Annotated in this window: 22 protein-coding genes; 21 read left to right on the top strand and 1 reads right to left on the bottom strand. The window is 64.3% G+C overall.

Features of this window, described 5'->3' with window-relative positions:
* Positions 1 to 45: 45 nt before the first annotated feature.
* Positions 46 to 642, bottom strand: a complete 597-nt coding sequence (locus M3G14_RS05395) for an MBL fold metallo-hydrolase (protein WP_259925256.1) — start codon at positions 640 to 642, stop codon at positions 46 to 48.
* Between the two features lie 112 nt (positions 643 to 754).
* Between M3G14_RS05395 and uvrA the strand changes: the two genes are divergently transcribed.
* The 21 genes from uvrA to tyrS all read left to right on the top strand — a co-directional run bounded on the left by uvrA (position 755) and on the right by tyrS (position 23,760).
* Positions 755 to 3,607, top strand: a complete 2,853-nt coding sequence (uvrA, locus tag M3G14_RS05400; protein WP_259925261.1) for an excinuclease ABC subunit UvrA — start codon at positions 755 to 757, stop codon at positions 3,605 to 3,607.
* Positions 3,608 to 3,913: 306 nt separating this feature from the next.
* The gene (gene infC, locus M3G14_RS05405; protein WP_083317190.1) at positions 3,914 to 4,435 is read left to right on the top strand and encodes a translation initiation factor IF-3; all 522 of its coding nucleotides are present in this window, start codon (positions 3,914 to 3,916) and stop codon (positions 4,433 to 4,435) included.
* A 32-nt stretch (positions 4,436 to 4,467) separates the two neighbouring features.
* Positions 4,468 to 4,662 (top strand): 50S ribosomal protein L35, encoded by a 195-nt coding sequence (gene rpmI, locus M3G14_RS05410; protein WP_259925263.1) that lies wholly within the window; start codon positions 4,468 to 4,470, stop codon positions 4,660 to 4,662.
* 58 nt (positions 4,663 to 4,720) lie between these two features.
* Positions 4,721 to 5,104, top strand: coding sequence for a 50S ribosomal protein L20 (rplT, locus tag M3G14_RS05415; RefSeq protein WP_038590394.1), 384 nt, complete (start codon positions 4,721 to 4,723; stop codon positions 5,102 to 5,104).
* Positions 5,105 to 5,195: 91 nt separating this feature from the next.
* Entirely contained in the window at positions 5,196 to 5,588 is a 393-nt protein-coding gene (locus M3G14_RS05420; RefSeq protein WP_259925265.1) for a TM2 domain-containing protein, read from the top strand.
* Between the two features lie 21 nt (positions 5,589 to 5,609).
* Positions 5,610 to 6,413 carry an RNA methyltransferase gene (locus M3G14_RS05425; RefSeq protein ID WP_259925266.1) on the top strand — a complete coding sequence of 268 codons (804 nt, stop codon included), beginning with the start codon at positions 5,610 to 5,612 and terminating at the stop codon, positions 6,411 to 6,413.
* A gap of 99 nt (positions 6,414 to 6,512) precedes the next feature.
* On the top strand, positions 6,513 to 7,559 hold the full coding sequence (pheS, locus tag M3G14_RS05430) for a phenylalanine--tRNA ligase subunit alpha (RefSeq protein WP_259925269.1): 1,047 nt from the start codon (positions 6,513 to 6,515) through the stop codon (positions 7,557 to 7,559).
* Positions 7,560 to 7,599: 40 nt separating this feature from the next.
* On the top strand, positions 7,600 to 10,107 hold the full coding sequence (gene pheT, locus M3G14_RS05435) for a phenylalanine--tRNA ligase subunit beta (RefSeq protein WP_259925270.1): 2,508 nt from the start codon (positions 7,600 to 7,602) through the stop codon (positions 10,105 to 10,107).
* Between the two features lie 52 nt (positions 10,108 to 10,159).
* Positions 10,160 to 11,203 (top strand): N-acetyl-gamma-glutamyl-phosphate reductase, encoded by a 1,044-nt coding sequence (gene argC, locus M3G14_RS05440; protein WP_259925271.1) that lies wholly within the window; start codon positions 10,160 to 10,162, stop codon positions 11,201 to 11,203.
* Positions 11,204 to 11,272: 69 nt separating this feature from the next.
* Positions 11,273 to 12,445 (top strand): bifunctional glutamate N-acetyltransferase/amino-acid acetyltransferase ArgJ, encoded by a 1,173-nt coding sequence (gene argJ / locus M3G14_RS05445; protein ID WP_259925272.1) that lies wholly within the window; start codon positions 11,273 to 11,275, stop codon positions 12,443 to 12,445.
* A gap of 31 nt (positions 12,446 to 12,476) precedes the next feature.
* Positions 12,477 to 13,424: an acetylglutamate kinase gene (gene argB / locus M3G14_RS05450; protein ID WP_259925273.1), complete on the top strand. Its 948-nt coding sequence runs from the start codon at positions 12,477 to 12,479 to the stop codon at positions 13,422 to 13,424.
* A complete protein-coding gene (locus M3G14_RS05455) occupies positions 13,421 to 14,617 on the top strand; it encodes an acetylornithine transaminase (protein ID WP_259925274.1) in 1,197 nt (398 codons plus the stop codon). The genes argB and M3G14_RS05455 overlap by 4 nt, the downstream gene beginning before the upstream one ends.
* A 1-nt stretch (position 14,618) precedes the next feature.
* On the top strand, positions 14,619 to 15,551 hold the full coding sequence (argF, locus tag M3G14_RS05460) for an ornithine carbamoyltransferase (RefSeq protein WP_259925275.1): 933 nt from the start codon (positions 14,619 to 14,621) through the stop codon (positions 15,549 to 15,551).
* Complete coding sequence (locus tag M3G14_RS05465) at positions 15,548 to 16,045, top strand: arginine repressor (protein WP_259925276.1); 498 nt, start codon at positions 15,548 to 15,550, stop codon at positions 16,043 to 16,045. Before argF ends, M3G14_RS05465 begins: the two co-directional genes overlap by 4 nt.
* Positions 16,046 to 16,149: 104 nt before the next feature.
* Positions 16,150 to 17,358: an argininosuccinate synthase gene (locus M3G14_RS05470; RefSeq protein WP_259925278.1), complete on the top strand. Its 1,209-nt coding sequence runs from the start codon at positions 16,150 to 16,152 to the stop codon at positions 17,356 to 17,358.
* Positions 17,359 to 17,371: 13 nt separating this feature from the next.
* Positions 17,372 to 18,805, top strand: coding sequence for an argininosuccinate lyase (argH, locus tag M3G14_RS05475; RefSeq protein WP_259925279.1), 1,434 nt, complete (start codon positions 17,372 to 17,374; stop codon positions 18,803 to 18,805).
* A gap of 51 nt (positions 18,806 to 18,856) precedes the next feature.
* On the top strand, positions 18,857 to 20,017 hold the full coding sequence (locus tag M3G14_RS05480) for a hypothetical protein (RefSeq protein WP_259925280.1): 1,161 nt from the start codon (positions 18,857 to 18,859) through the stop codon (positions 20,015 to 20,017).
* Positions 20,014 to 21,600, top strand: a complete 1,587-nt coding sequence (locus tag M3G14_RS05485; protein ID WP_259925281.1) for a VWA domain-containing protein — start codon at positions 20,014 to 20,016, stop codon at positions 21,598 to 21,600. The genes M3G14_RS05480 and M3G14_RS05485 overlap by 4 nt, the downstream gene beginning before the upstream one ends.
* Positions 21,587 to 22,246: a hypothetical protein gene (locus M3G14_RS05490; protein ID WP_259925286.1), complete on the top strand. Its 660-nt coding sequence runs from the start codon at positions 21,587 to 21,589 to the stop codon at positions 22,244 to 22,246. Before M3G14_RS05485 ends, M3G14_RS05490 begins: the two co-directional genes overlap by 14 nt.
* Positions 22,247 to 22,257: 11 nt before the next feature.
* Positions 22,258 to 22,443, top strand: coding sequence for a Trm112 family protein (locus M3G14_RS05495; RefSeq protein ID WP_239244071.1), 186 nt, complete (start codon positions 22,258 to 22,260; stop codon positions 22,441 to 22,443).
* 54 nt (positions 22,444 to 22,497) lie between these two features.
* The gene (gene tyrS, locus M3G14_RS05500; RefSeq protein WP_259925290.1) at positions 22,498 to 23,760 is read left to right on the top strand and encodes a tyrosine--tRNA ligase; all 1,263 of its coding nucleotides are present in this window, start codon (positions 22,498 to 22,500) and stop codon (positions 23,758 to 23,760) included.
* Positions 23,761 to 23,902 lie beyond the last annotated feature (142 nt).

Consider the following 23,902-nt stretch of genomic DNA (forward strand, 5'->3'; position numbering starts at 1 on the left):
CACGCCGGTGGAATTCGGGGCAAACGCGCCGGTCTTACTCGGCAGTTACCAGCGTCGCTGCCACCATTCGTCGAGGTGCGGGCGCTCGGCACCAAGCGTGGTCGGCTTCCCGTGGCCCGGCCAGACGATCGCCTCGTCGGGGTAGACGGCGAAAAGCTTGTCTTTGACCTCCTTGTAGAGCCGCACAAAGTCGCCTTCAGAGGCAGTCTTGCCCAGCCCGCCGGGGAACAGGGAATCGCCGACGAAAAGGTTGGGTACCCCGTCGATGTCTACCGCGAGCGCGGCACCGCCGGGGGTGTGGCCCCGGAGGATGCACACGGGGAAGCGGTGCCCGGCGAATTCGAGGACGTCGTCGTCGCGCAGCTCGTGGTCAACAGGGGCGGGCAGCGCCGGTGCATCCAGGAAAGGGGCCCAGTGCTGCGCCCCGGTCGCCTCGAGCACCTCGACGAGCGCGCGGGTGTGATCGTGGTGGCGGTGGGTGGTGAGCACGTCGGTGATCTGCACGCCGGCGTCGCGGGCGAGCCCGAGGAGTGCCTGTGGGTCCGCAGCGGCGTCGATAAGCAGCCCCTTGTCCCCGGCACAAATGAGGTAGCAGTTGTTGTCCATCTCGGACACGGAAATGTGGTGCAAGGTGAAAGCCATGTGCCCCAGCGTAGACATCAATGGAATAGGCCGGGGCGCGGTGGAGTTGGTAGGTGTTGGTAGCTTCGAGGATTGAAGAAGAATCAACGTAACCGGGAAGGGACGTGGTGACGTGGCTGAATGGCTCACGGTGCGCGGCGCGCGCGAACACAACCTCAAGGGCGTCGACATTGCCCTGCCGCGCGACAAGATGGCCGTGTTTACTGGGCTTTCCGGCTCCGGCAAATCCTCGCTCGCCTTTGACACGATCTTCGCTGAGGGCCAGCGGCGCTACGTGGAATCGCTGTCCTCCTACGCCCGCATGTTCCTCGGGCAGATGGATAAGCCTGACGTGGAGTACATCGACGGGCTGAGCCCCGCGGTGTCCATCGACCAGAAGTCCACGAACCGTAACCCGCGCTCCACCGTGGGCACGATCACCGAAATCTACGACTACCTGCGCCTGCTCTACTCGCGCGCGGGTACGCCGCACTGCCCGCAGTGCGACGCGGTGATCCAGCGGCAGACCCCGCAGCAGATCGTGGACCAGATCCTCGAATACGAGGAGCGCACGAAGTTCCAGGTGCTCGCACCGATTGTGCGCAAGCGCAAGGGCGAGTTCCAAGACCTGTTCGCAGATCTCGCGGCGCAGGGCTACTCGCGTGTGAACGTTGACGGTGAGACCTACCAGCTGACGGATCCGCCGAAGTTGGAGAAGCAGATTAAGCACACGATCGACGTAGTGGTCGACCGACTACAGGTCAAGGCGAGCCAGAAGCAGCGCCTCACCGACTCCGTCGAGACCGCGCTCAAGCTTGCCGACGGGCTGGTCGGCTTCGATTTCGTCGGTCTGGAGCCCGATGACCCGGAGCGCGTACAGATCTTCTCCGAGAAGATGGCTTGCCCCAACGGGCACAAGCTGGACGTGGAGGAGTACGAGCCGCGCGCCTTTTCCTTCAACTCGCCCTTCGGCGCCTGCCGAGCCTGCGATGGCCTGGGCGTGCGCAAGGAGATCGACACGGACCTGGTCATTCCGGACCCGGACGCCCCGGCCGTCGATGCGTTCCAGCCGTGGAACTCGAGCCCAAACAAGAAGTACTTTGTGCGGCTGATCGAGGCGCTTGCCAAGGAGGAAGGCTTCGACGCGCACGCGCCGTTTTCTTCGCTGACCAAGACGCAGCAGAAGCACCTTGTACAGGGCTCACGCACGAAGGTGAGTGTGCGCTACAAGAACCGCTACGGCAGGCAGCGATCCTTCAACGCTGCCTACGAGGGCGTGATCGGATACCTCGAGCGCAAGCTCGAGCAAGCAGAGACGGACACGCAGAAAGACCGCCTGCTGGCGTACACGCGCGAGGTGCCGTGCCCAACATGCAAGGGCGCGCGCCTGAAACCGGAGATTCTGGCAGTGCGGCTCGACTCGACCACGCACGGAGAGCGCTCGATCGCCGGGCTCACCGAGCTGTCCATCGAGGATGCCTCCGAGTACCTGGACAACCTCGTGCTTGGCTACCGCGAGGAGATGATCGCTGGTGCGGTGCTGCGCGAAATCCAGGCGCGCCTGCACTTCCTGCTCGACGTGGGCTTAAACTATCTCACTCTGGCGCGGTCCGCGGGCACCCTGTCCGGTGGCGAGGCGCAGCGTATCCGCTTGGCCACGCAGATTGGTTCCGGGTTGGCCGGCGTGCTCTATGTCCTAGACGAGCCGTCGATTGGCCTGCACCAGCGCGACAACAACCGTTTGATCGCCACGCTGAAGAAGCTACGCGACCTCGGCAACACCCTGGTCGTGGTGGAACACGATGAGGATACGATCCGCGAGGCCGATTGGCTCATCGACATCGGGCCGCGCGCCGGCGAGTACGGCGGGGAAGTGGTCTACCAAGGCGAGCCGGAGGGGCTCAAAGAGGCCGAGAACTCCATCACTGGTGACTACCTCGCAGGGCGGAAAAAGATCGAGGTCCCGGCGACCCGGCGACCGGTGGACGGGGAACGGACGATCAAGGTTGTCGGCGCACGGGAGAACAACCTGCAAAACGTCGACGTGGAGATCCCGCTTGGCCTGCTCGTTGCCGTCACCGGTGTCTCAGGCTCCGGCAAGTCCACGCTGGTCAACGAGATTCTGGCGAAGACGCTGCAAAACGAGCTCAACGGCGCGCGCCAGGTACCGGGGCGCGTGAAGCGCGTCGAGGGGCTCGACTCGCTGGACAAGCTTGTGCAGGTGGACCAGAGTCCGATCGGGCGCACCCCGCGCTCGAACCCGGCGACCTACACCGGCGTCTTCGACAAGATCCGCAACCTCTTCGCCGAGACCCAGGAGGCGAAAGTGCGCGGCTACAAGGCCGGGCGTTTCTCCTTCAACGTCAAGGGCGGGCGCTGTGAGGCCTGCCGCGGTGACGGCACCATCAAGATCGAGATGAACTTCCTGCCTGACGTGTACGTGCCCTGCGAAGTATGCGGGGGAGCGCGCTACAACCGTGAAACGCTCGAAGTGCGCTACAAGGGCAAGACCATCGCCGAGGTCCTCGACATGCCCATTGCCGAGGCGGCGGAGTTCTTCGAACCGATCTCGTCGATTCACCGCTACCTCGCCACGCTTGTCGACGTCGGCTTGGGCTACGTACGCCTCGGCCAGTCCGCGACGACGTTGTCGGGCGGAGAGGCGCAGCGCGTGAAGCTCGCCACCGAGCTGCAGAAGCGCTCCAACGGGCGCACGATTTACATTCTCGACGAGCCCACGACGGGCCTGCACTTCGAGGACATCCGCAAGCTCATGCTGGTACTCAACGGCCTGGTAGAGAAGGGCAACACGGTGCTGGTGATCGAGCACAATCTGGACGTGGTCAAGTCTGCGGATTGGATCATCGATATGGGCCCGGAGGGCGGTTCCGGCGGCGGCACGGTCGTTGCACAGGGCACGCCCGAGGACGTGGCGACGGTCGAGGGCTCCTTTACCGGTGAGTACCTACAGCGCGTGCTCGTCTAAAAGCCTTTGGTGGGCGGTGATTTTGACTTTCCTGGCGTAGGTGATAATGTGTCGAAGCACTACCGCCCAGTGCTCCTTTTCTAGGTGTACGGGCCGCAAGTGGAGTTACTCCCACCCCAAGCCGCGCGGCACGACTGCTGCGTAGGATACGGGTCAACGGTACGTCGTCAGGTGTCACGCCTGTCTATGTGCCTGTATGGATGAACTCCCGCTAGTCTGCAAGGCCTAGCGGGTTTTTCGTGTGGGACGAGCATCGCTTGGGGTTTGGTAGCGATCACATTGTAATTCTCGTCTTTAGGAGTTCTCATCAGCGCTGAAGCTCGAATCAACGAACGCATTCGCGTTCCGGAAGTTCGCCTTGTCGGTCCGTCCGGCGAGCAGGTGGGCATCGTCCGCACGGATGACGCCCGCAAGTTGGCATACGACGCCGACCTCGATCTCGTCGAGGTAGCGCCGAAGGCTAAGCCGCCCGTAGCCAAGATTATGGACTACGGCAAGTACAAGTACGAGCAGGATCAGAAGGCCCGCGAAGCGCGCAAGAACCAGCAGCAGACCGTGGTCAAGGAACAGAAGTTCCGCCCGAAGATCGATGAGCACGACTACCAGACGAAGAAGAACAACGTCGAACGCTTCCTGGAGAAGGGCAACAAGGTCAAGGTCACCATCATGTTCCGCGGCCGCGAGCAGTCCCGTCCGGAGCTCGGCTTCCGTCTGCTTGAGCGTCTCGCCGACGACATCGGCGAGCTGGGCGTGGTTGAGTCCCGCCCGAAGCAGGACGGTCGCAACATGACGATGGTCTTTGGGCCGGCTCGCAAGGGCAAGAAGTAGCACACATTTTTCAACTCTGAAGGGCTTTTACCATGAAGCAGAAGACCCACAAGGGCACCGCAAAGCGCATCAAGGTTAACGGCAAGGGCAAGCTGCGTCGTGAGCAGGCCGGTAAGCGCCACCTCAACGAGTCGATGACCTCGAAGCGTCGTCGCAAGTTGTCCGGCACCACCGACGTGGCCCGCGCAGACCAGAAGCGCGTCAAGCGCCTGCTGGGCAAGGCCTAAGTCGCCAGCGCACCCAAATACCGCACATATACCTCAAAACGTAAAGGAAGTTTGACTCATGGCACGTGTGAAGCGTTCAGTCAACGCCAAGAAGAAGCGCCGCGCGATTCTCAAGTCTGCGAAGGGCTACCGTGGCCAGCGCTCCCGCCTGTACCGCAAGGCGAAGGAGCAGTGGCTGCACTCCCAGACCTACGCGTACCGCGACCGTCGTAAGCGCAAGAGCGAGTTCCGCAAGCTGTGGATCCAGCGCATCAACGCTGCTGCTCGTCTCAACGACATCACCTACAACCGCCTCATCCACGGCCTGAAGCTGGCCGAGGTCGAGGTCGACCGCAAGATCCTTGCCGAGCTTGCCGTCAACGATTTCGCTGCCTTCTCCGCTATCTGCGAGATCGCCAAGAACGCCCTCCCGGAGGACGTGAACGCTCCGAAGGCCGCGTAACTCGCCTTCGCTTCTCGACGCCCACCTGCACCGCGGGTGGGCGTTTCGCGTTTTCTCGAGGCCCATCGCAGCGCTGTGTATCCTGTGTGCCATGACGAACCCCTACAGCAACTGGAGCCGTGAGGCCAGCGAGAGACCGTCGCCATACGCCTTCGACGCACAAGACGGCTTGGTGAATAATGGCGCACCGGCCCCCGCGTGGCAGCAGCCCCAACCAACCGTGCAGCCGCGGTCGTGGGTGATCACTGTGCTGCTGTGCTTGTTCTTGGGCGGCTTCGGCGCGCACAGTTTCTACACCGGCTACACCAAGCGCGGACTTATCCAACTCGGCCTGTATGCGGCGGGCTGGCTGACGACAGCTGTGCTTCTCGGGTTTGTATTTTGGTTTGCGCTGGCGCTGTGGGTCATCGTGGACCTGTGCATGGTGTGCACACGCAGCGGTACTTTTAGGGAGGACGCAGACGGCGTGCCGTTGTTGCGCTAGAGGTGAGTAGAGTGTGAGGGCATGGCACTCGATTTCTCCCAACCCTTTACTGAGCGCACCCCGCGAGTCGTCAACGCGGCGAAGTTGCACCGTGCGCAGGCCCGTAGGAAAGCGAAGCAATTCCTCGTCGAGGGGGAGAACTCCGTCGAAGCAGCGGTGGCCACAGGAGCGGCCACAGACCTGTTTGTCACTGAACGCGCCGCCGATGAGTTCGCGGAGATCGTCACTACGGCGGAATACATGGACGTGTACACGCACGCGATCACGGACCAGGCAGCGAAGCACTTGTCGGATATGGTCAGCACCACTGGCATCTTTGCCGTGTGCACACCTGCGCTGTGGACGGTGGGTGCGGCGCTGCGCGGCAAGCCGCAGTTTGTCGCGGTGGGCGTCGAGACGAACGATCCCGGCAACGCGGGGACGATCGTGCGTATCGCCGACGCGACTGGTGCGAACGCCGTGATTTTTGCCGGCGACACGGTGGATCCGGAGTCCTCGAAGGTGGTGCGCGCCTCGGCCGGCTCGCTGTTCCACTTGCCAGTGGCCCGGGAGCGCAACATTAAGGATGTCATTGGGCAGCTGCGGGCGCAGGGGCTGCAGATCGTCGCCACGGCGATGGACGGCGAAGTGCCGCTGGATCAAGCAAGCGAGGTACTGCAGCGCCCGACGGCGTGGCTGTTCGGCAACGAGGCCCACGGGCTATCTGCGGAGCTGTTGGAGTTGGCGGATCACCGCGTGTCCATTCCGATCAAAGGCAGCGCCGAGTCGCTCAACCTCGCTACCGCCGCTGCAATGTGCATGTGGGAGTCTTCGAAGGCGCTTTAAGCACACGGGCAGTCGCGGGCCCGTGTCCCGGCGGTGCACGGCAACGCAGGTATGCTGGTGTGCGCTTTAACTATCACCTGAGAAGTGGAAGGGACGAGAGTGTCCGAGACTCCCGAGATCCAACTGACCGAGGAGGCGCTCGACGCCGCTGCCGCGGCGGCCATCGAGGCCTTTGAGCATGCAGCCGACTTGCCCGCGCTGGAGGAGGCGCACCGGCAGCATTTGGGGGAGAAAGCCTTTATTCCGCAGGCACGCCGCTCGCTCGGCACGCTGCCGAAGGACCAGCGCAAGGACGCGGGGCGGATGGTGAATATGGCGCGGGGGCGCGTCGAAAAGCGCTATGCCCAGCTGCGCAAGCTGCGCGAGGCGGAGTACCGCGAGCAGCAGCTCAAGGAAGAGGCCGTCGACGTTACCTTGCCCACCACTCGCCGCCAGGTGGGGGCGATGCACCCAATTACCACCCTCAGCGAGCAAATTGCGGACATTTTTGTCGGCATGGGCTGGGAGATCGCGGACGGGCCGGAGATTGAGGCGGAGTATTTCAACTTCGACGCGCTGAACTTCATCCCGGACCACCCGGCGCGCACGCTGCAGGACACCTTCTACATTGGTGAGGCGGACTCGAAGCAGGTCATGCGCACGCACACATCTCCGGTGCAGGTGCGCTCGCTATTGGAGCGGGACGTGCCGCTGTATATCGCGTGCCCCGGCCGCGTGTTCCGCACCGACGAGCTTGATGCCACGCACACTCCGGTCTTCCACCAGATCGAGGGGCTTGCGGTGGACAAGGGGCTGACGATGGCGCACCTGCGCGGGACGCTGGATCACCTGGCGAAGACGCTGTTTGGCCCAAACGCGAAGACCCGTATGCGGACGAACTATTTCCCCTTCACCGAGCCGAGCGCTGAGGTTGACGTGTGGTTTGAAAACAAGAAGGGCGGGGCCGGCTGGATCGAGTGGGGCGGCTGCGGCATGGTCAACCCGAACGTGCTGCGCGCTGTCGGCGTGGACCCGGCCGAGTACCAGGGCTTCGCCTTCGGCATGGGGCTTGAGCGCACGCTGCAGTTCCGCAACGGGCTGACGGACATGCGCGACATGGTCGAGGGTGATGTGCGCTTCACCCTGCCGTTCGGTGTACAGGCATAACAGCAGGCGCAAGGTAGCGAGAAGGAGTTTTGAGTAAAGCATGCTGATTTCTAAGAACTGGCTCACCCGCCTGCTGCGCGGCGCTGGCAACGAGGGCTGGAGTGTGACCGACGAGGAGCTCGACGCCGGTTTCGTGCGCGTTGGGTTCGAGACCGAGGGTTACGCGCCGATCGAGGAAACGACCGGTCCGTTGGTGCTCGGCCGCGTTGCCGAAATTGAAGAGCTCACCGGGTTTAAGAAGCCGATCCGCTACTGCCAGGTGGACGTGGGCGATGCCAATGGCACCGGCGAGTTGCAGGGCATCATCTGCGGCGCGCGCAACTTCGCGCTGGGTGATTTCGTCGTGGTCGCGCTTCCGGGCGCGGTGCTGCCCGGCGGGTTCGAGATTTCCGCGCGCAAGACTTACGACCACATCTCCAACGGCATGATGGCTTCGGCGGCCGAGCTGGGGATGACACAGAAGAGCGACGGCATCATCACGCTGCCCGAGGGCCTTGGTCAGCCCGGCGACGATGCGCGCGAGATCCTGCAGCTCGCCGACACGATCTTCGACGTCAACATCACGCCGGATCGCGGCTATGCGCTCTCTGCGCGCGGTCTGATGCGCGAGCTTGCCTCTGCCTTCGACCTCACGTTCGCCGACCCCGCGCAGGACCCGCACATCGCCGGCATCGACACCTCGGCAGTGCCCGCGGCCCAGGGCTCGCTTATCGACGTCACACTCGATCCCGCCACCCGTGCCTCCCGCTTCGGACTGGCAAAGGTCGAGGGCATCGACCCGGAGGTAAAGGCGCCGTTCTGGATGCAGCGCGAGCTCATGCTCTCGGGGATTCGCTCGGTCAATGCCGCTACCGATGTCACCAACTACGTTATGCTGCTGCTCGGCCAGCCGATGCACGCTTTCGACGCGGACAAGATCACGGGCAACCTCACTGTGCGCAATGCGCAGGCGGGCGAGGAGTTCGAGACGCTGGACCACACCACCCGCACGCTGCGGGACAGCGACGTGGTCATTGCAGACGAGGCCGGTATCCAGTCGCTCGCCGGCGTGATGGGCGGTGTGACCTCCGAGATCTCCGAGACCACGACGAACGTCTACTTTGAGGCGGCGTCGTGGGACGAGCTGACCGTGGCGAAGACGGCGCGCCACCACAAGCTCAGCTCCGAGTCCTCACGTCGTTTCGAGCGTGGTGTCGACCCGGCGCTCGTGGAGGTTGCCCTCGACGTGGCCTGCGCGCTGCTCGCGGACATCGCCGGTGGCACCATTGCTGCTGGACGCACGCTGGTGGGCGAGGTGCCGCAACGCAGCCAAATCGCGCTTGGGGCTCAGCACCCCTCGCAGCTGATCGGCGTGGATTACAGCGCGGAGACGATCACTCGCCGGCTGAAGGAGGTCGGCTGCGACGTCGTGCCGGAAGACGCGCGCTTCCTGGTCACCCCGCCGACATGGCGCGGGGATTTGAACGAGGACGTGGAGTTGATCGAAGAGATCGTGCGACTCGAGGGGCTTGACGCTATCCCGTCGATCTTGCCGACGCCGCGCGGTGGGCGTGGGCTCAGCCCGGCGCAAAAGCGCCGCCGCGCGGTGACGCACGCGCTGGCGTACGCGGGCTACGCGGAGATCATCCCGACTCCGTTCATTGCTAACGACACCTTCGACACCTGGGGACTGGATGCGCAAGATCCGCGCCGCAACACGGTGCGTGTGCAAAATCCCTTGGACAGTGATTACGGCGTCCTCGCGACGACCTTGCTGCCGTCCATGCTGGAGGCCGTGGGTAAGAACGTCGCGCGCGGCAAGGCGAACCTGGCGCTGTACTCGGTCGCGCAGACCAGCTTCAAGCGTGCCGAATCTTCGCCGTTGCCGAGCGTCGCTGCACGCCCGGACGAGGCAACGATCGCTGAGCTTGTTGCCTCTGTGCCCGAGCAACCGCTGCACGCGGCGACGGTGGCGGTCGGTGCTGCCGAGGCGGCAGGCCCACTCGGCGAGGCCCGCGCGTACACCTGGGCGGATGCCGTTGAGTCCGCGCGCGTGGTCGCCCGCGCGGCTGGCGTGGAGCTGGAGGTCGCTGCGGCGCAGCACCTGCCGTGGCACCCCGGCCGCTGCGCGGAACTCCGCGTCGGCGGCACGGTGGTTGGCCACGCCGGCGAGCTGCATCCACAGATCCTCGAGGCCCTTGAGCTGCCGGCGCGCGTGTGCGCCATGGAGCTCGATCTCTCGGCGCTGCCTTTCGTCACGGAGCTGCCGGCACCGAAGCTGTCGGCGTATCCGGCGCTGCACCAGGACATCGCACTGGTCGTCGATGATGCGGTGCCCGCAGAGCAGGTGCGTGAGGTCGTCGCGCAGGGTGCGGGGGCGTTGCTCGAGTCGGTGACGCTTTTCGACGTCTACCGTTCCGAGCAGCTCGGCGCGGACAAGAAGTCCTTGGCCTTCGGCTTGGTCTTCCGTGCGCCGGATCGCACGCTGACCGAGGACGAGGCTTCGGAGGGCCGCCTCGCGGCGGCGGAGGCTGCGAAGGAGCGTTTCGGTGCGGAGATGCGCGCCTAAGACGATGGGTGAATAATTTGCATTCGGCTGCATAAAAGCGTAGGGTGTCGGTATGACACTGAACGTTGCAGTTGCCGGGGCGACCGGGTACGCAGGCGGAGAAATCCTCCGCCTGCTTTTGCGTCACCCGGCCTATGAATCAGGCGCGCTGGCCATCGGCGCACTTACCGGAAACTCGAACGCGGGCCAACGGGTCGGCGAGCTCATGCCGCATTTGCCGGAGCTGGCTGATCGCGTGATCGAGCGCACGACGCCCGAGATTCTCAGCGGCCACGACGTGGTCTTTTTGGGCCTCCCACACGGCTTTTCCGCCGAGATCGGCAAGGCGCTCCCGGCGGACACAGTCGTGATCGACTGCGCCGCCGACTTCCGCTTGCGCGATGCGGACGCGTGGCAGCACTACTACGGCAGCGAACACGCGGGTTCCTGGCCGTACGGCATTCCAGAGATGCCTGGTCACCGGGAAGCGCTGCAGCAGGCGACCCGGATCGCGGTGCCCGGCTGTTTCCCGACGGGTGCAACGTTGGCGGCGCTACCGGCGGTGGCTGCGGGCGTATGTGCCCCGGATTTGCGCATCGTGTCGATCACAGGCGTCTCTGGTGGGGGCAAGAAGGCGTCGGTAGGCATGCTCGGCGCTGAGACTATGGGCTCGCTCAAGGCATATAAGACCGCCGGCACGCACCGGCACACGCCGGAAATTATGCAGAATATTGCGGAGGTGACCGACGCGCCGGTCAACGTGAGCTTTACGCCGGTGCTTGCGCCGCTGCCGCGCGGCATCCTCACCACGGTGACGGCCCCGCTTGCGCAGGGCGCGACGCAGGAATCGGTCCGCGCGGCGTACGAGGACGCGTACAAGGACGAGCCCTTCGTCCACCTGCTGCCGGAGGGCGCACAGCCGCAGACCCAAAACGTCGTTGGCTCGAACATGTGCCACGTGCAGGTCGAGGTGGATACGCGGGCAGGCGTGGTGTTGATGACCTCGGCGATTGACAACCTCACCAAGGGCACCGGCGGCGCAGCCGTGCAGTGCATGAACCTCGCGCTCGGGTTTGCGGAAACGGACGGGCTCCCGCGACAGGGGGTGGCCCCCTAAGGCCCCCGAAAAGGGACGATTCCCTATAAACCCACTCCGACAGCACCCGAGAAAGAGAACAATAGAACTATGACTACGCACATTGCACAGGGCGTGACCGCCCCGCAGGGATTCACCGCAGCCGCAGCACAGGCCGGAATCAAGCCCTCCGGTAAGCCGGATATGGCGCTGGTGGTGAACAACGGGCCGCGCTTCGACGCGGCGGCGGTGTTTACGCGCAACCGCGTGAAGGCCTCGCCGGTCAAGCTGACGCAGCAGGCGGTGGCTGACGGCGCGCTGTGCGCTGTGCTGTTCAACTCGGGGAACGCGAACGCCTGCAACGGCGCGCAAGGCGACGCCGATGCCCGCGAGGCGCAGACCTACGCTGCCGCGGCCCTCGACGTGGAGCCAGCCCAAGTTGCTGTGTGTTCCACGGGGCTGATCGGCGAGCTGTTGGACATGAACAAGGTCAAAGGGGGAGTGGACGCGCTCGTTCCCGCACTCGATGCGGCTCACGGGCAGGCCGCTGCCGACGCGATCTTGACCACGGACCTGGTGCGCAAGGAGGCCGTGTACTCCGGCGATGGCTTCACGGTCGGCGCGATGGGCAAAGGCGTAGGCATGCTGGCACCGTCGCTGGCCACCATGCTCGTTTGCATTACCACCGACGCGCAGGCGACGCCGGAGGCGCTTGACGCAGCGCTGCGCAAGGCCACCAAGGTCACCTTCGACACCGTGGACATCGACGGGTCGACCTCGACAAACGACACGGTGATCGTTATGGCCAACGGGGCCAGTGGGACGACCCCCGATCAGGCGGAGCTGGATGCCGCCATCCTGGACGTCTGTGACTCGCTTGCCCGCCAAATGCAGGCCGATGCGGAGGGCGTGACCAAGCGGGTCAACATTACCGTGACCGGTACCGCCGACGACGAGCAGGCGCTCAACGCCGCGCGCACGCTCGGCCGTGACAACCTCTTTAAGTGCGCGATGTTCGGCTCCGACCCGAACTGGGGCCGCACACTTGCCGCGGTCGGCATGGCTGACGCGGAGATGGACCCGGATAAAATCTCCGTCTCCTTTAACGGCGAGGCAGTCTGCATCGACTCGACCGGTACCCCCGGCGCGCGCGACGTGGACTTAAGCGGTGCTGACATCGACGTGCTCGTTGACCTAGGCACCGGCGGGCCTGGTACCGCCACGGTGCACACCACCGACCTGTCGCACGACTACGTGGAGATCAACTCCGCGTACAGCTCTTAAGCGACGGAGAGCGCAGGAATAGAGGATGAATATGGATAGCGCATTGCAATCGCTGACGAGCGAGGCGCGCGCCCACGTACTGGCCGAGGCGCTGCCCTGGCTGCAGCACTACCGGGACAAGATCGTGGTGGTGAAGTACGGCGGCAACGCCATGATTGACGAGTCGCTCAAGGCCGCGTTCGCTGCCGATATGGTCTTTCTCCGCACCGTCGGCGCGAAGCCGGTGGTGGTGCACGGAGGTGGGCCGCAGATCTCCGCGATGCTCAAGCGGCTGGACTTGGACGGCGGTGATTTCGTCGGCGGCTTCCGTGTGACCACCCCGGAGATTCTGGACGTGGTGCGTATGGTGCTCTTCGGCCAGGTGGGCCGCGACCTCCTCGGCAAAATCAACTCGCACGGGCCGTACGCGGTCGGCACCTCCGGCGAGGACGCGGGCCTGTTCACCGCCGAGCGCCGCTTCGTCGACGTCGACGGCACGCCTACCGATATTGGCCTGGTCGGCACGATCACTGACGTCAACCCTTCTGCGGTCATGGACATCATCGAGGCCGGCCGCATCCCGGTGGTCTCTGGCATCGCCCCTGGCACGGACGGCAACGTCTACAACATCAACGCGGACGAAGCCGCCGGTGCGCTGGCCGCGGCTATCGGCGCCGAGCGCCTGGTCGTGCTCACCAACGTCGAGGGCCTCTATACCGACTGGCCTGACAAGGATTCGCTGCTCTCTAAAATCAAGGCCGACGATTTGGCCGCGATGATGCCGAAGCTGGATACAGGCATGATCCCGAAGATGGGCGCGTGCTTGACCGCCGTGAACGGTGGAGTCAAGGCTGCACACGTCATCGACGGGCGAATCGCGCACTCGGTACTGCTGGAGCTGCTCACAATCGGGGGCATCGGCACGATGGTGCTGCCGGAAACCTACGACGTCAACGAGTACCCCGAAGGCACCGTCTTTAGGAAGGATGAAACCGCATGACCCAGGAAGCAACGCAACACGCGTGGAACGCCACGCTGATGAATACCTACGGCACGCCGCCGGTGACGCTTATCGGCGGCAAGGGCGCTCACGTCACTGGAGAGGACGGGAATGACTACATCGACCTGCTCGCGGGCATTGCCGTGAACTCCTTGGGGCATGCGCACCCCGCCATCGTTGAGGCCGTGAGCAGCCAGATCAACACGCTCGGGCACGTGTCGAACCTCTTTGGTTCGACCCCGGTCGTCGCCGCCGCTGCGAAGCTGAAGGAGCGCTTTGGCGACGAGAGCGCGCGCCTGTTCTTCTGCAACTCCGGCGCCGAGGCCAACGAGGCCGCGTTCAAGCTTGCTCGCTTGACCGGCCGTTCCCGGGTCCTCGCCGCGGTCCACGGCTTCCACGGCCGCACGATGGGGTCGCTGGCGCTGACCGGCCAGCCGGAAAAGCGCGCGCCCTTCGAGCCGCTGCCGGCGGGCGTCGAGTACTTCGACTTCGGCGACCTCGACGCGGTGCGCGCGCTCGTGGCGAAGGACCCATCGGAGACCGCGGCGATCATCGTCGAGCCGATCCAGGGCGAAACAGGCGTGATCCCCGCCCCGGAGGGCTTCCTGCGCGGCCTGCGCGAGATCTGCGATGAAAGCGGCGCGCTTTTGCTTATCGACGAAGTACAAACCGGCGTTGGACGCACCGGCGAGTTCTTTGCCTTCCAGCACGAGGGCATCCTCCCTGACGTCGTCACCATGGCAAAGGGGCTCGGCGGCGGCCTGCCGATCGGCGCGGTGCTCGCTCGCGGCAAGGCGGCACAGCTGTTTACTCCGGGCAGCCACGGCACCACCTTCGGCGGCAACCCGGTCGCATGTGCTGCCGCCAACGCCGTCTTGGAGACGATCGACGACGCCTTCCTCGCTGAGGTGCGCCGCAAAGGCGAGAAGCTTGCCGAAGGGCTCGCGTCGATTGACGGGGTAGGCGAAGTCCGCGGCCGCGGACTTATGCTTGGGGCCGTTCTCGAGCAGCCGGTGGCGAAGGAGACCGTGGCGGCAGGGCTGAAGCACGGGGTGATTGTCAACGCCCCGTCGGCAAGCGTGCTGCGCTTGACGCCGCCGCTGGTGATCACGGATGAAGACATAGACGCCGCGCTTGAGGCGCTCACGCTCGCGCTGCGGGACGCGACTGACCAGCAGCAGAAAGGAAACTAGGATGACCAGGCACTTTTTAGCCGACGACGATCTGACCCCGGCAGAACAGGCCGAGGTACTCGCGCTGGCAGCAGACATGAAGCGCGACCGCTTTGCACACCGGCCGCTCGCGGGACCGAAGTCAGTCGCAGTGCTCTTTGACAAGACGTCGACGCGCACTCGTTTTTCTTTCGACGTGGGCATCACGCAGCTTGGCGGGCACGCGATTATCACCGATACCTCGAACTCGCAGATGGGCAAGGGGGAGACCTATCAGGACACCGCAGCGGTGCTTTCGCGGTTCGTCGACGCAATCGTGTGGCGCACCTACGCCCACGACAACCTCCACGCGATGGCTGAGACCGCGACGGTGCCGCTGGTCAACGCGCTCTCGGACGATTTGCACCCCTGCCAGATTCTCGCGGACCTGCAGACGATCGAGGAGAACTTCGGCAAGCTGCACGGCCTTCGCGCTGCCTACCTCGGCGACGGCGACAACAACATGGCGAACTCCTACATGCTCGGCTTCGCCACCGCAGGGGTAGACATCGCGATCGTGGCACCGCAGGGTTTCCACCCGAAGGAGGAGTTTGTCGCCCGGGCGCGCACGCGCGCGGCCGAAACCGGTGCCGAGGTCACCGTGACGGATGACCTCGCGGCGGTCGACGGCGTCGACGTCGTGATTACGGACACGTGGGTATCGATGGGGCAGGAGGACGACGGCAAGGACCGCCGCACCCCGTTTGTGCCGTACCAGGTCAACGCGGAGCTCATGTCCCGCGCCGGCGACAACGCCATCTTCCTGCACTGCCTGCCTGCGTACCGCGGCAACGAGGTGACCGCGGAAGTCATTGACGGGCCGGCCTCCCGCGTGTTCGACGAGGCGGAAAACCGCTTGCACGCGCAGAAGGCGCTGCTGGCCTGGCTGATGGCACACCAGGAGGAACGCGCATGACCCAACCCGTCTCTCGTACCGCGCGGCAGGCGCGCATCCTCGAAATCATTGGCTCGACGCGTGTGTCCTCGCAGGCGCAACTCTCCGAGATTCTGCAATCCGACGGCATCGAGATCACCCAGGCCACACTCTCGCGCGACTTGGATGAGCTCGGGGCGAAGAAGATCCGCCCACTGGGCGGCGGCCGTGCCTACTACACCGTGACCTCGGATACCGGTGCGATCAACGTGGTGCAGTCCGGGCCGCGGGAGAAGCTGCGCCGCATGATTGAGGAGCTCGTCGTCTCCGTTGACTACACGGGCAACACCACCGTGTTGCGCACGCCCCCAGGGGCGGCGCAGTACCTGGCCAGCTACATCGACCGCGTCGGCTTGGACGAGGTGGTCGGCTGCATCGCTGGCGACGACACCATCTTCGTGCTCGCACGCGAGCCACTGACCGGCAAAGACCTGGGCGTGAAAGTCTTCGGGCACGTCCACCCGGCAAACGAATAGACCACTGACGCCGGTTACCCCGGGGGCGAGTGCGCCGGGGTACGCTTAGCCAAGCGTCATTTATTGAACTTTATGCACACCAAAAGCAAAGGAGCTTTCTTCTCATGAGCAATCGCGTTGTTCTCGCGTACTCCGGCGGTCTGGATACTTCCGTCGCCATTCCTTACCTGGGCGAAATGCTTGACGCTGACGTGGTCGCTGTTTCGCTCGACCTGGGGCAGGGCGGCGAGGACATGGATTCGGTGCGCCAGCGTGCGCTCGACTGTGGCGCGGTCGAATCCGTCGTCGTCGATGCGAAGGACGAGTTCGCTGAGGAGTACTGCCTGCCCACCATTAAGGCCAACGGCATGTACCAGGGGGAATACCCGTTGGTCTCTGCCATTTCACGCCCGCTGATTGTCAAGCACCTGGTGCAGGCAGCTCAGCAGCACGGTGGTACCCACGTTGCCCACGGCTGCACCGGCAAGGGCAATGACCAGGTCCGTTTTGAGGTCGGCTTCCTCAACCAGGACCCTGACCTGGAGATCGTGGCGCCTGCGCGCGACTTCGCGTGGACCCGCGACAAGGCCATCGAGTTCGCTGAGGGCAAGGATCTGCCGATCGAGCAGTCCGCCGCATCCCCGTTCTCCATCGACCAGAACGTGTGGGGCCGCGCCGTCGAAACCGGCTTCCTGGAGGACCTGTGGAACCCGCCGACAAAGGACCTCTACGCCTACACCGAGGACCCGGCGCTTGGTAACGCCCCGGACGAGGTCATCATCTCTTTCGAGGCCGGCAAGCCCGTGGCTATCGACGGCCGCAAGGTGACCGTGCTCGAGGCCATCGAGGAGCTCAACCGCCGCGCCGGCGCGCAGGGTATCGGCCGCCTCGACATGGTGGAGGACCGCCTGGTGGGCATTAAGTCCCGCGAGGTATACGAGGCACCGGGCGCAATCGCCCTGATTACTGCCCACAAGGCGCTGGAGGACGTCACCGTCGAGCGTGAGCTCGCACGCTACAAGCGGCTTATCGACGCCCGCTGGTCCGAAGAGGTCTACGACGGCCTGTGGTTCGGCCCGCTGAAGCGCTCCCTCGACGCGTTCATCGAGTCCACCCAGGAGCACGTCACCGGCGATATCCGCATGGAGCTGCACGCCGGCAAGGCGACGGTCAACGGCCGCCGCTCCAACCACTCGCTTTACGACTTCAACCTGGCCACCTACGACACCGGCGACACCTTCGACCAGACTCTGGCGAAGGGCTTCGTGCGCCTGCACGGCCTGAGCTCGCAGATCGCCAACAAGCGTGACCGCGAAGCGGGCGCGCAGAAGTAGGAGCCGGATAGGTATGGAGCAGCACAAGACGAACGAAGGCGCGCTGTGGGGCGGCCGTTTCTCGGGTGGACCCTCGGAAGCGATGTTCGCCCTGAGCGTGTCCACCCACTTCGACTGGGTGCTCGCACCTTATGACGTGCTGGCCTCGAAGGCCCACGCCAAGGTGCTGCACAAGGCGGGCCTGCTTTCCGACGCCGACTTGGACACCATGCTTGCCGGCCTGGATCAGCTGGGCAAAGACGTCGCCGACGGCACTTTCGCTCCGGCGCCGACGGACGAGGACGTCCACGGCGCGATGGAGCGCGGTCTCATTGAGCGCGTCGGCCCCGAGGTTGGCGGCCGCCTGCGCGCGGGCCGCTCCCGCAACGACCAGGTCGCCGCGATGTTCCGCATGTGGTGCCGTGATGCGCTGCGTGGTGTGGCTGTCGAAGTCAGCAGCCTCATCGACGCCCTTGTGGAGCAGGCCGCGGCACACCCGGACGCCATCATGCCGGGCAAGACGCACTTCCAGGCGGCGCAGCCGATCTTGCTCGCGCACTCCCTGCTCGCGCACGCGCAGCCGTTGCTGCGCGACCTTGAGCGCATCCAAGATGCGGACAAACGCCTCGCGGTTTCGCCCTACGGCTCCGGCGCATTGGCCGGGTCTTCGCTCCACCTGGACCCGGAGGCGATTGCCACCGAGCTGGGCTTTGCTTCCGCGACCGACAATTCCCTCGACGGGACCGCGTCGCGCGATTTCGCGGCGGAGACCGCCTACGTACTGGCGCAGATCGCCGTGGATATCTCCCGCCTGTCCGAGGAGCTCATCGCGTGGTCGACGCCGGAGTTTGGCTACATCACGCTTGACGACGCGTGGTCGACCGGTTCGTCGATCATGCCGCAGAAGAAGAACCCGGACGTACCGGAGCTCGCCCGCGGCAAGACCGGGCGCCTGTTGGGCAACCTCACCGGTCTGCTGGCCACGCTCAAGGCGATGCCGCTGGCGTACAACCGCGACCTCCAGGAAGATAAGGAGCCGGTGATCGACTCTGTCAACCAGCTCCGTATCCTCCTGCCAGCGATGACAGGTTTGGTCTCCACGCTGGTGTTCCACGAGGACCGGATGCGCGAGCTCGCCCCGGCCGGGTTCACCCTGGCGACGGACTTGGCTGAGTGGATGGTGCGCCAGGGCGTGCCCTTCCGCGAAGCCCACGAGGCCTCCGGTGCCTGTGTCCGTATCGCCGAGCAGCGCGGCGTGGATCTGGTGGATTTGACGGACGAGGAACTCGCGGGCGTCGATAAGCGGCTGAAGCCCGAGGTGCGCGAGGTGCTCACCATCGATGGGGCAGTGGCCTCCCGAGACACGCGTGGCGGCACCGCCAAGGTGCGAGTAGTAGAGCAGCGCGAGCGTGTGGCGGAAGCCAACGCAGCCTTCCGCGCATGGGCTGAGAAGCCCGTGCGTGGCTAGGTGACACTCCTTTCCCCTGCGAAGTGACTTAGCGCACTCTATGCTGGGTGCATGACTGTTTCGAACGGCAACAACCGAAAGCAGCGCGGATCTCGCGTGCTTTCGGTTGTTTTGGGTTGCATCCTGCTCGGGCTGGCTGGCTATGCGGTCTACAGCGCGCGAGACTCCCAGTCTTCTGGAGGGTTTTTCGGGCTTGGGGGAGGCTCGGGTACGACCACTGTGCGCGGCGTGATCGGCTCGGAAAAGCGGGACTACTTCGAAGACCCGGAAGTCAAAGAGCGGCTGGAGAAGCTCGGCTACACCGTCGAGTTTTCAACCGCGGGCTCGCGACAGATCGCCACGAGTACTGACTTAGAGAAGCAGGACTTTGTCTTTCCCTCGTCCGGCCCGGCTGCGCAGAAGGTGAAGAGTCTGGGATCCAACTACTCGGTGGACTATCCCTTCTTTACCCCGATGGCCATTGCGAGCTGGAAGCCGCTGGCGGAGATGCTCGAGCGGGAAGGCGTGGTTCACAGCACCGATGGCGGCTATGCCTTCGACATGGCTGCCTACATCAAGCTGGTGGAAGAGGGGAAACGCTGGCGCGACCTCGGCGATGGCTACGCCTCGCCCCGCCAGGTGCAAGTGAACACCACGGATATTCGTACTTCCAACTCAGCGGCGATGTACCTGTCGCTGCTGGCGTGGCAGTTTCAGGAGGAAGAGCCCGGCATCTCGCCTGATGCGCTGGTGGACAAGATTGCCCCGTTCTTCGTGGGCCAGGGATACTCCGAATCCTCCTCCTCGGCACCGTTCCGGGATTACCTGAGCCAGGGGATGGGCTCCATGCCACTGGTGCTGGTGTACGAGGCGCAGTTCCTCGGCGAACAGATGAAGGAGCGCTCGCGAATCCGCGAGGACATGGTGCTCATGCGACTTGAACCCACTGTGGTGGCCAACCACGGCATCGTCGGGATCTCCGACGGAGGCAAAGAGCTTGGACGCCTGCTGAGCACGGACCCGGAGCTGCAGCAGCTGGCCGCCAAGCACGGCTTCCGCCCGGCTGAAAGTGGCTCGCTGGCAGAAGAGCTTGAAGCACACGGCCTGCCCGCGCCGTCCGATTACGTCAACAGCGTCGACCCACCCACCTTCGACCAGCTCGAGCAGCTGCTTGACGGGGTGGGCGAGCGCTACGGCGGCCAACCGCCCGCCAACGAGGAGGCAACCCTATGAAGAGAATCTTTGCCCTCTGCACCACGCTGATGCTGGCGCTGGTCGCATCCGGGTGCTCGGCGCTAGACCAGCTCCCGCAGCTGGGAGAAAACAAGCCGCTGCACATCGTGGCGGCCACTGAGCTGCAAGACCTCGAACCGCTAATTCAGCAGGCCGGCGAGGAGCTGGGCACCGACATCGAGGTGACCTACCTTGGCGGCACCCTGGAGAACTCGCAGGCGCTCAAGGCCGGTGAGCTGGACGGGGCGTACGACGCGACCTGGTTCGCAACGAACCGCTACGCCAACCTGATCGGTGCGGCGGATGCGCTGGGGGAGGAGTACCCGCTGGCGAGCTCGCCGATCGCGATTGGGCTGCGCAGCCAAATCGCTCGCTCCAACGGCTGGGTTGACAACCCGCCCACCTGGGAAGACCTTGCCCAGGCCGCGAAGGACGGCGAGTTTACCTTCGGCATGACGGACCCCACAGCTTCGAACTCCGGGTTTTCCACCGTGGTCTCCGCCGCTACCTCGCTCGCGGACACAGGCGTGGCGCTTTCCCAGCAGGACCTTGACGCGGTGGGCCCGCAGCTGGCGGAGTTCTTTTCCGCCCAGACCCTGTCCTCGGGCTCGTCTGGGTGGCTCGCGGACACCTTCCGCGCCGACCCGTCGAAAGCCGACGGCATTTTCAACTACGAGTCCACGCTGCACCAGCTGAAGAAGGACGGGCTCGACCTTGAGGTGATTGTGCCCGCAGACGGCACGATCACAGCCGACTACCCGCTGAGTACGCTGCGCACGCCGCAGCACGAAGACTCCGCAGACACAGTGCGGGAGCTGGCCGAGTGGTTCGAGGAGCACCAGCAGGAAGTCGCAGACACCTACCGTCGCCCGGTCTTCCCGGTAGACGCTCTGCCAGCGGAGCTGTCTGACCAGAATCCGATCGACCTGCAATACCCAGCCAATGAGGCCGTGGCGCGCACCCTGCTGGAGCGCTACAACGACGACTTCCGCCGCCCGGGTCAGTCCATCTTCCTGCTGGATACCTCCGGGTCAATGCAGGGGGAGCGCATGGATTCGCTGAAGGCCATCATGGGCCAGCTCATTGGGGGCTCTGCCGCGACGTCGACAGGCGATGTTTCCTTCCGCAACCGGGAATCGGTGAGCCTACGGCCCTTCAACAGCGAACTGCTCGACGGCGTGACCGCGACGCTTTCCGAAGATGATCCAGAAAGCCGCGCCACGCTAAGCGGGTTCGTCGACGGCCTCGAAGCCGACGGCTACACCGCCACCTACGGAGCCCTGAAGGGCGTGCTGGAACAGCAGTCTGAGCTGCGCCGCAACGAGGAGGGCGGCGAGTTCCGTGCGCCGACGATCGTGCTGCTTTCCGACGGTGAGGCGACCGTGCCGCCGTTTTACGATGAGTTCGCAGCCGAGTATGCCCAGCACGACGAGTGGGCAGGCATCCCCGTGTTCGTCATTCTGTACGGCGAGGCGAAACGCGCTGAAATGGACAAGCTTGCGGAGCTGACGGGGGGTAAAGTTTTCGACGCGCAGCAGGCAGAGTTGGCCGAGATGTTTAAGGAGATCCGTGGCTACCAATAAGTGGGAGTATTTCAGCTCGCGCAAGAACCAGGTCGGCATGATTGCCGCGGCGCTGATGACGGGCCTCTTCATTGTGCTTGGTCTGGTTGGTGCTGCGGGCGTGATCCCGTGGCTGGTCGCCACCACCGCGGCGTACGGCGCGGGTGCGCTGCTGACCCCTTCGCGCGAGCAGAAGGCCCTGGAGCCGAGTGTCCCGACGCAGGCTCTCATCGACGCCGAGGTGCAGGAGAACCTGACGAAGCTGCACCGGGCAAATGTCCCGCCCCCGGTGTACAACGAGGCGCTCGCCCTGCAAGGTGCGGTCCGCTTCGTGCTCTCTCGCTGGGACGATCTGAATGCGACACCGGAACACCAGCAAACGGTGTACAACGTGTCGAAAATTTACTTCCCCGAGGTCGTGACCACCTACCTCAACTCCCCGCTGTACCGCGGGGAGGATGCCTCCCTGTGGTGCATGGAGTCCCTCGACACCATGACGAAGGCCGTCGACCGGGTCAAGCAGGGCATTTTGGACAACAATTTGCGCGCGCTCGAATCGCAGGCCACCTACCTCAAAGAGGCGCTCAAAGGGCCAATCTCGCTTGACGACGCAGCGTTGGACCCACCAACCGATCCCGACACTCCATCCACGAACCCGTACCAGTAAGCTTGAGTACCATGAGTCTCGATCCGAAACTCCTTGACGTACTGGCCTGCCCACAGGACAAGGGCCCGCTGACGTACAAGGAAGATGAACAGTTGCTGGTGAACGAGCGCCTCAACATTGCCTATCGCATCGACGACGGCATCCCGGTGCTCCTTATCGACGAGGCGCAGGACTATCCGGCCGCACCGTCCGCGTAGCCACGCGCTGCGTCCAGCCCTGTTACACCACGAAAGAATCGAGAGAAACTACCTATGAGCACGAACATTGTTGATGAGCTTGAATGGCGCGGACTGATCAACCAGTCCACCGACCTGGAGGCACTGCGGACCGTGACCGAGGCACCGATCAGCCTGTACTGCGGCTTTGATCCGACGGGCCCGTCGCTGCACGCGGGACACCTCGTCCCGCTGCTCATGCTCCGCCGCTTCCAGGAAGCTGGCCACCGTCCGATCGTGCTGGCCGGCGGCGCTACCGGCATGATCGGCGACCCGCGAGACGTGGGGGAGCGCACGATGAACTCCTCCGACACGGTCGCTGATTGGGCAGATCGCATTTCGAGCCAGCTCGAGCGCTTCGTCTCCTTTGAGGGCGAAAACGCCGCGCTGCTAGTGAACAACAATGACTGGATCAAGGACATGACCGTCATTGATTTCCTGCGCGACGTGGGCAAACACTTCTCCCTGTCCACCATGCTCAGCCGCGACACTGTCAAGCGCCGCCTGGAAAACGATGGCATCTCCTACACCGAGTTCTCCTACATGCTGCTGCAGGCAAACGACTACGTGCAGTTGCGTCGCAACCACGACTGCGTACTGCAAGTAGGCGGCGGCGACCAGTGGGGCAACCTTGTCGCTGGCGTTGACCTCAACCGTCGTATGGACGGCGAACAGGTCCACGCACTGACCGTGCCGCTTGTCACGGATTCCGAAGGCAAGAAGTTTGGCAAGTCCACTGGTGGCGGCTCCTTGTGGCTCGACCCCGAGATGACCAGCCCGTACACCTGGTACCAGTACTTTGTAAACACCGCTGACGCAGACGTCATCCGTTACCTGCGTTGGTTTACCTTCCTAGATCAGGAGGAGCTCGATCGCCTCGCGGTGGAGGTCGAAGAACGTCCCTTCAAACGTGAGGCCCAGAAGCGGCTCGCGCAGGAAATGACGGACCTGGTCCACGGTGTGAAGGCCCGCGAAGGCGTAGAGCTCGCCTCGCAGGCGTTGTTCGGCCGGGCTGAAATTCGCGACCTAGACGAGCAAACGCTCGCCTCCGCAGTTTCCGCGACCGAAGTGTTCGAATTCAGCGACGCCGAGACCTCCATCGTCGACCTGCTTGTAGGCGCTGGTTTGTCGGAGTCGAAGGGCGCGGCCCGCCGGTCCATCAAGGAAGGCGGCATCTACGTGAACAATGAGCGTGTCGAGTCCGAAGAGTGGACACCGTCGGACGATGACCTGTTGCATGGTGCCTGGCTTGTACTGCGCCGCGGCAAGAAGAACTTCGCTGGGGCCAAGAAGATTTAGGGCTGTAGCGCTGCAACGCCGTTGCTTCTCGTGTAAGAGAGGCAACGGCGTTTTTCTTTTGCGTGAAAACCTGGGTTGTGCTGCTGGTTTGCGTGTGTGTTGTGGAGGTGGTTAAGTATTTTCTCGTTGCCGCGAGCGATTA

The sequence above is a fragment of the Corynebacterium sp. p3-SID1056 genome, assembly GCF_025152525.1.
In the GTDB taxonomy this organism is placed as follows: Bacteria; Actinomycetota; Actinomycetes; order Mycobacteriales; family Mycobacteriaceae; genus Corynebacterium.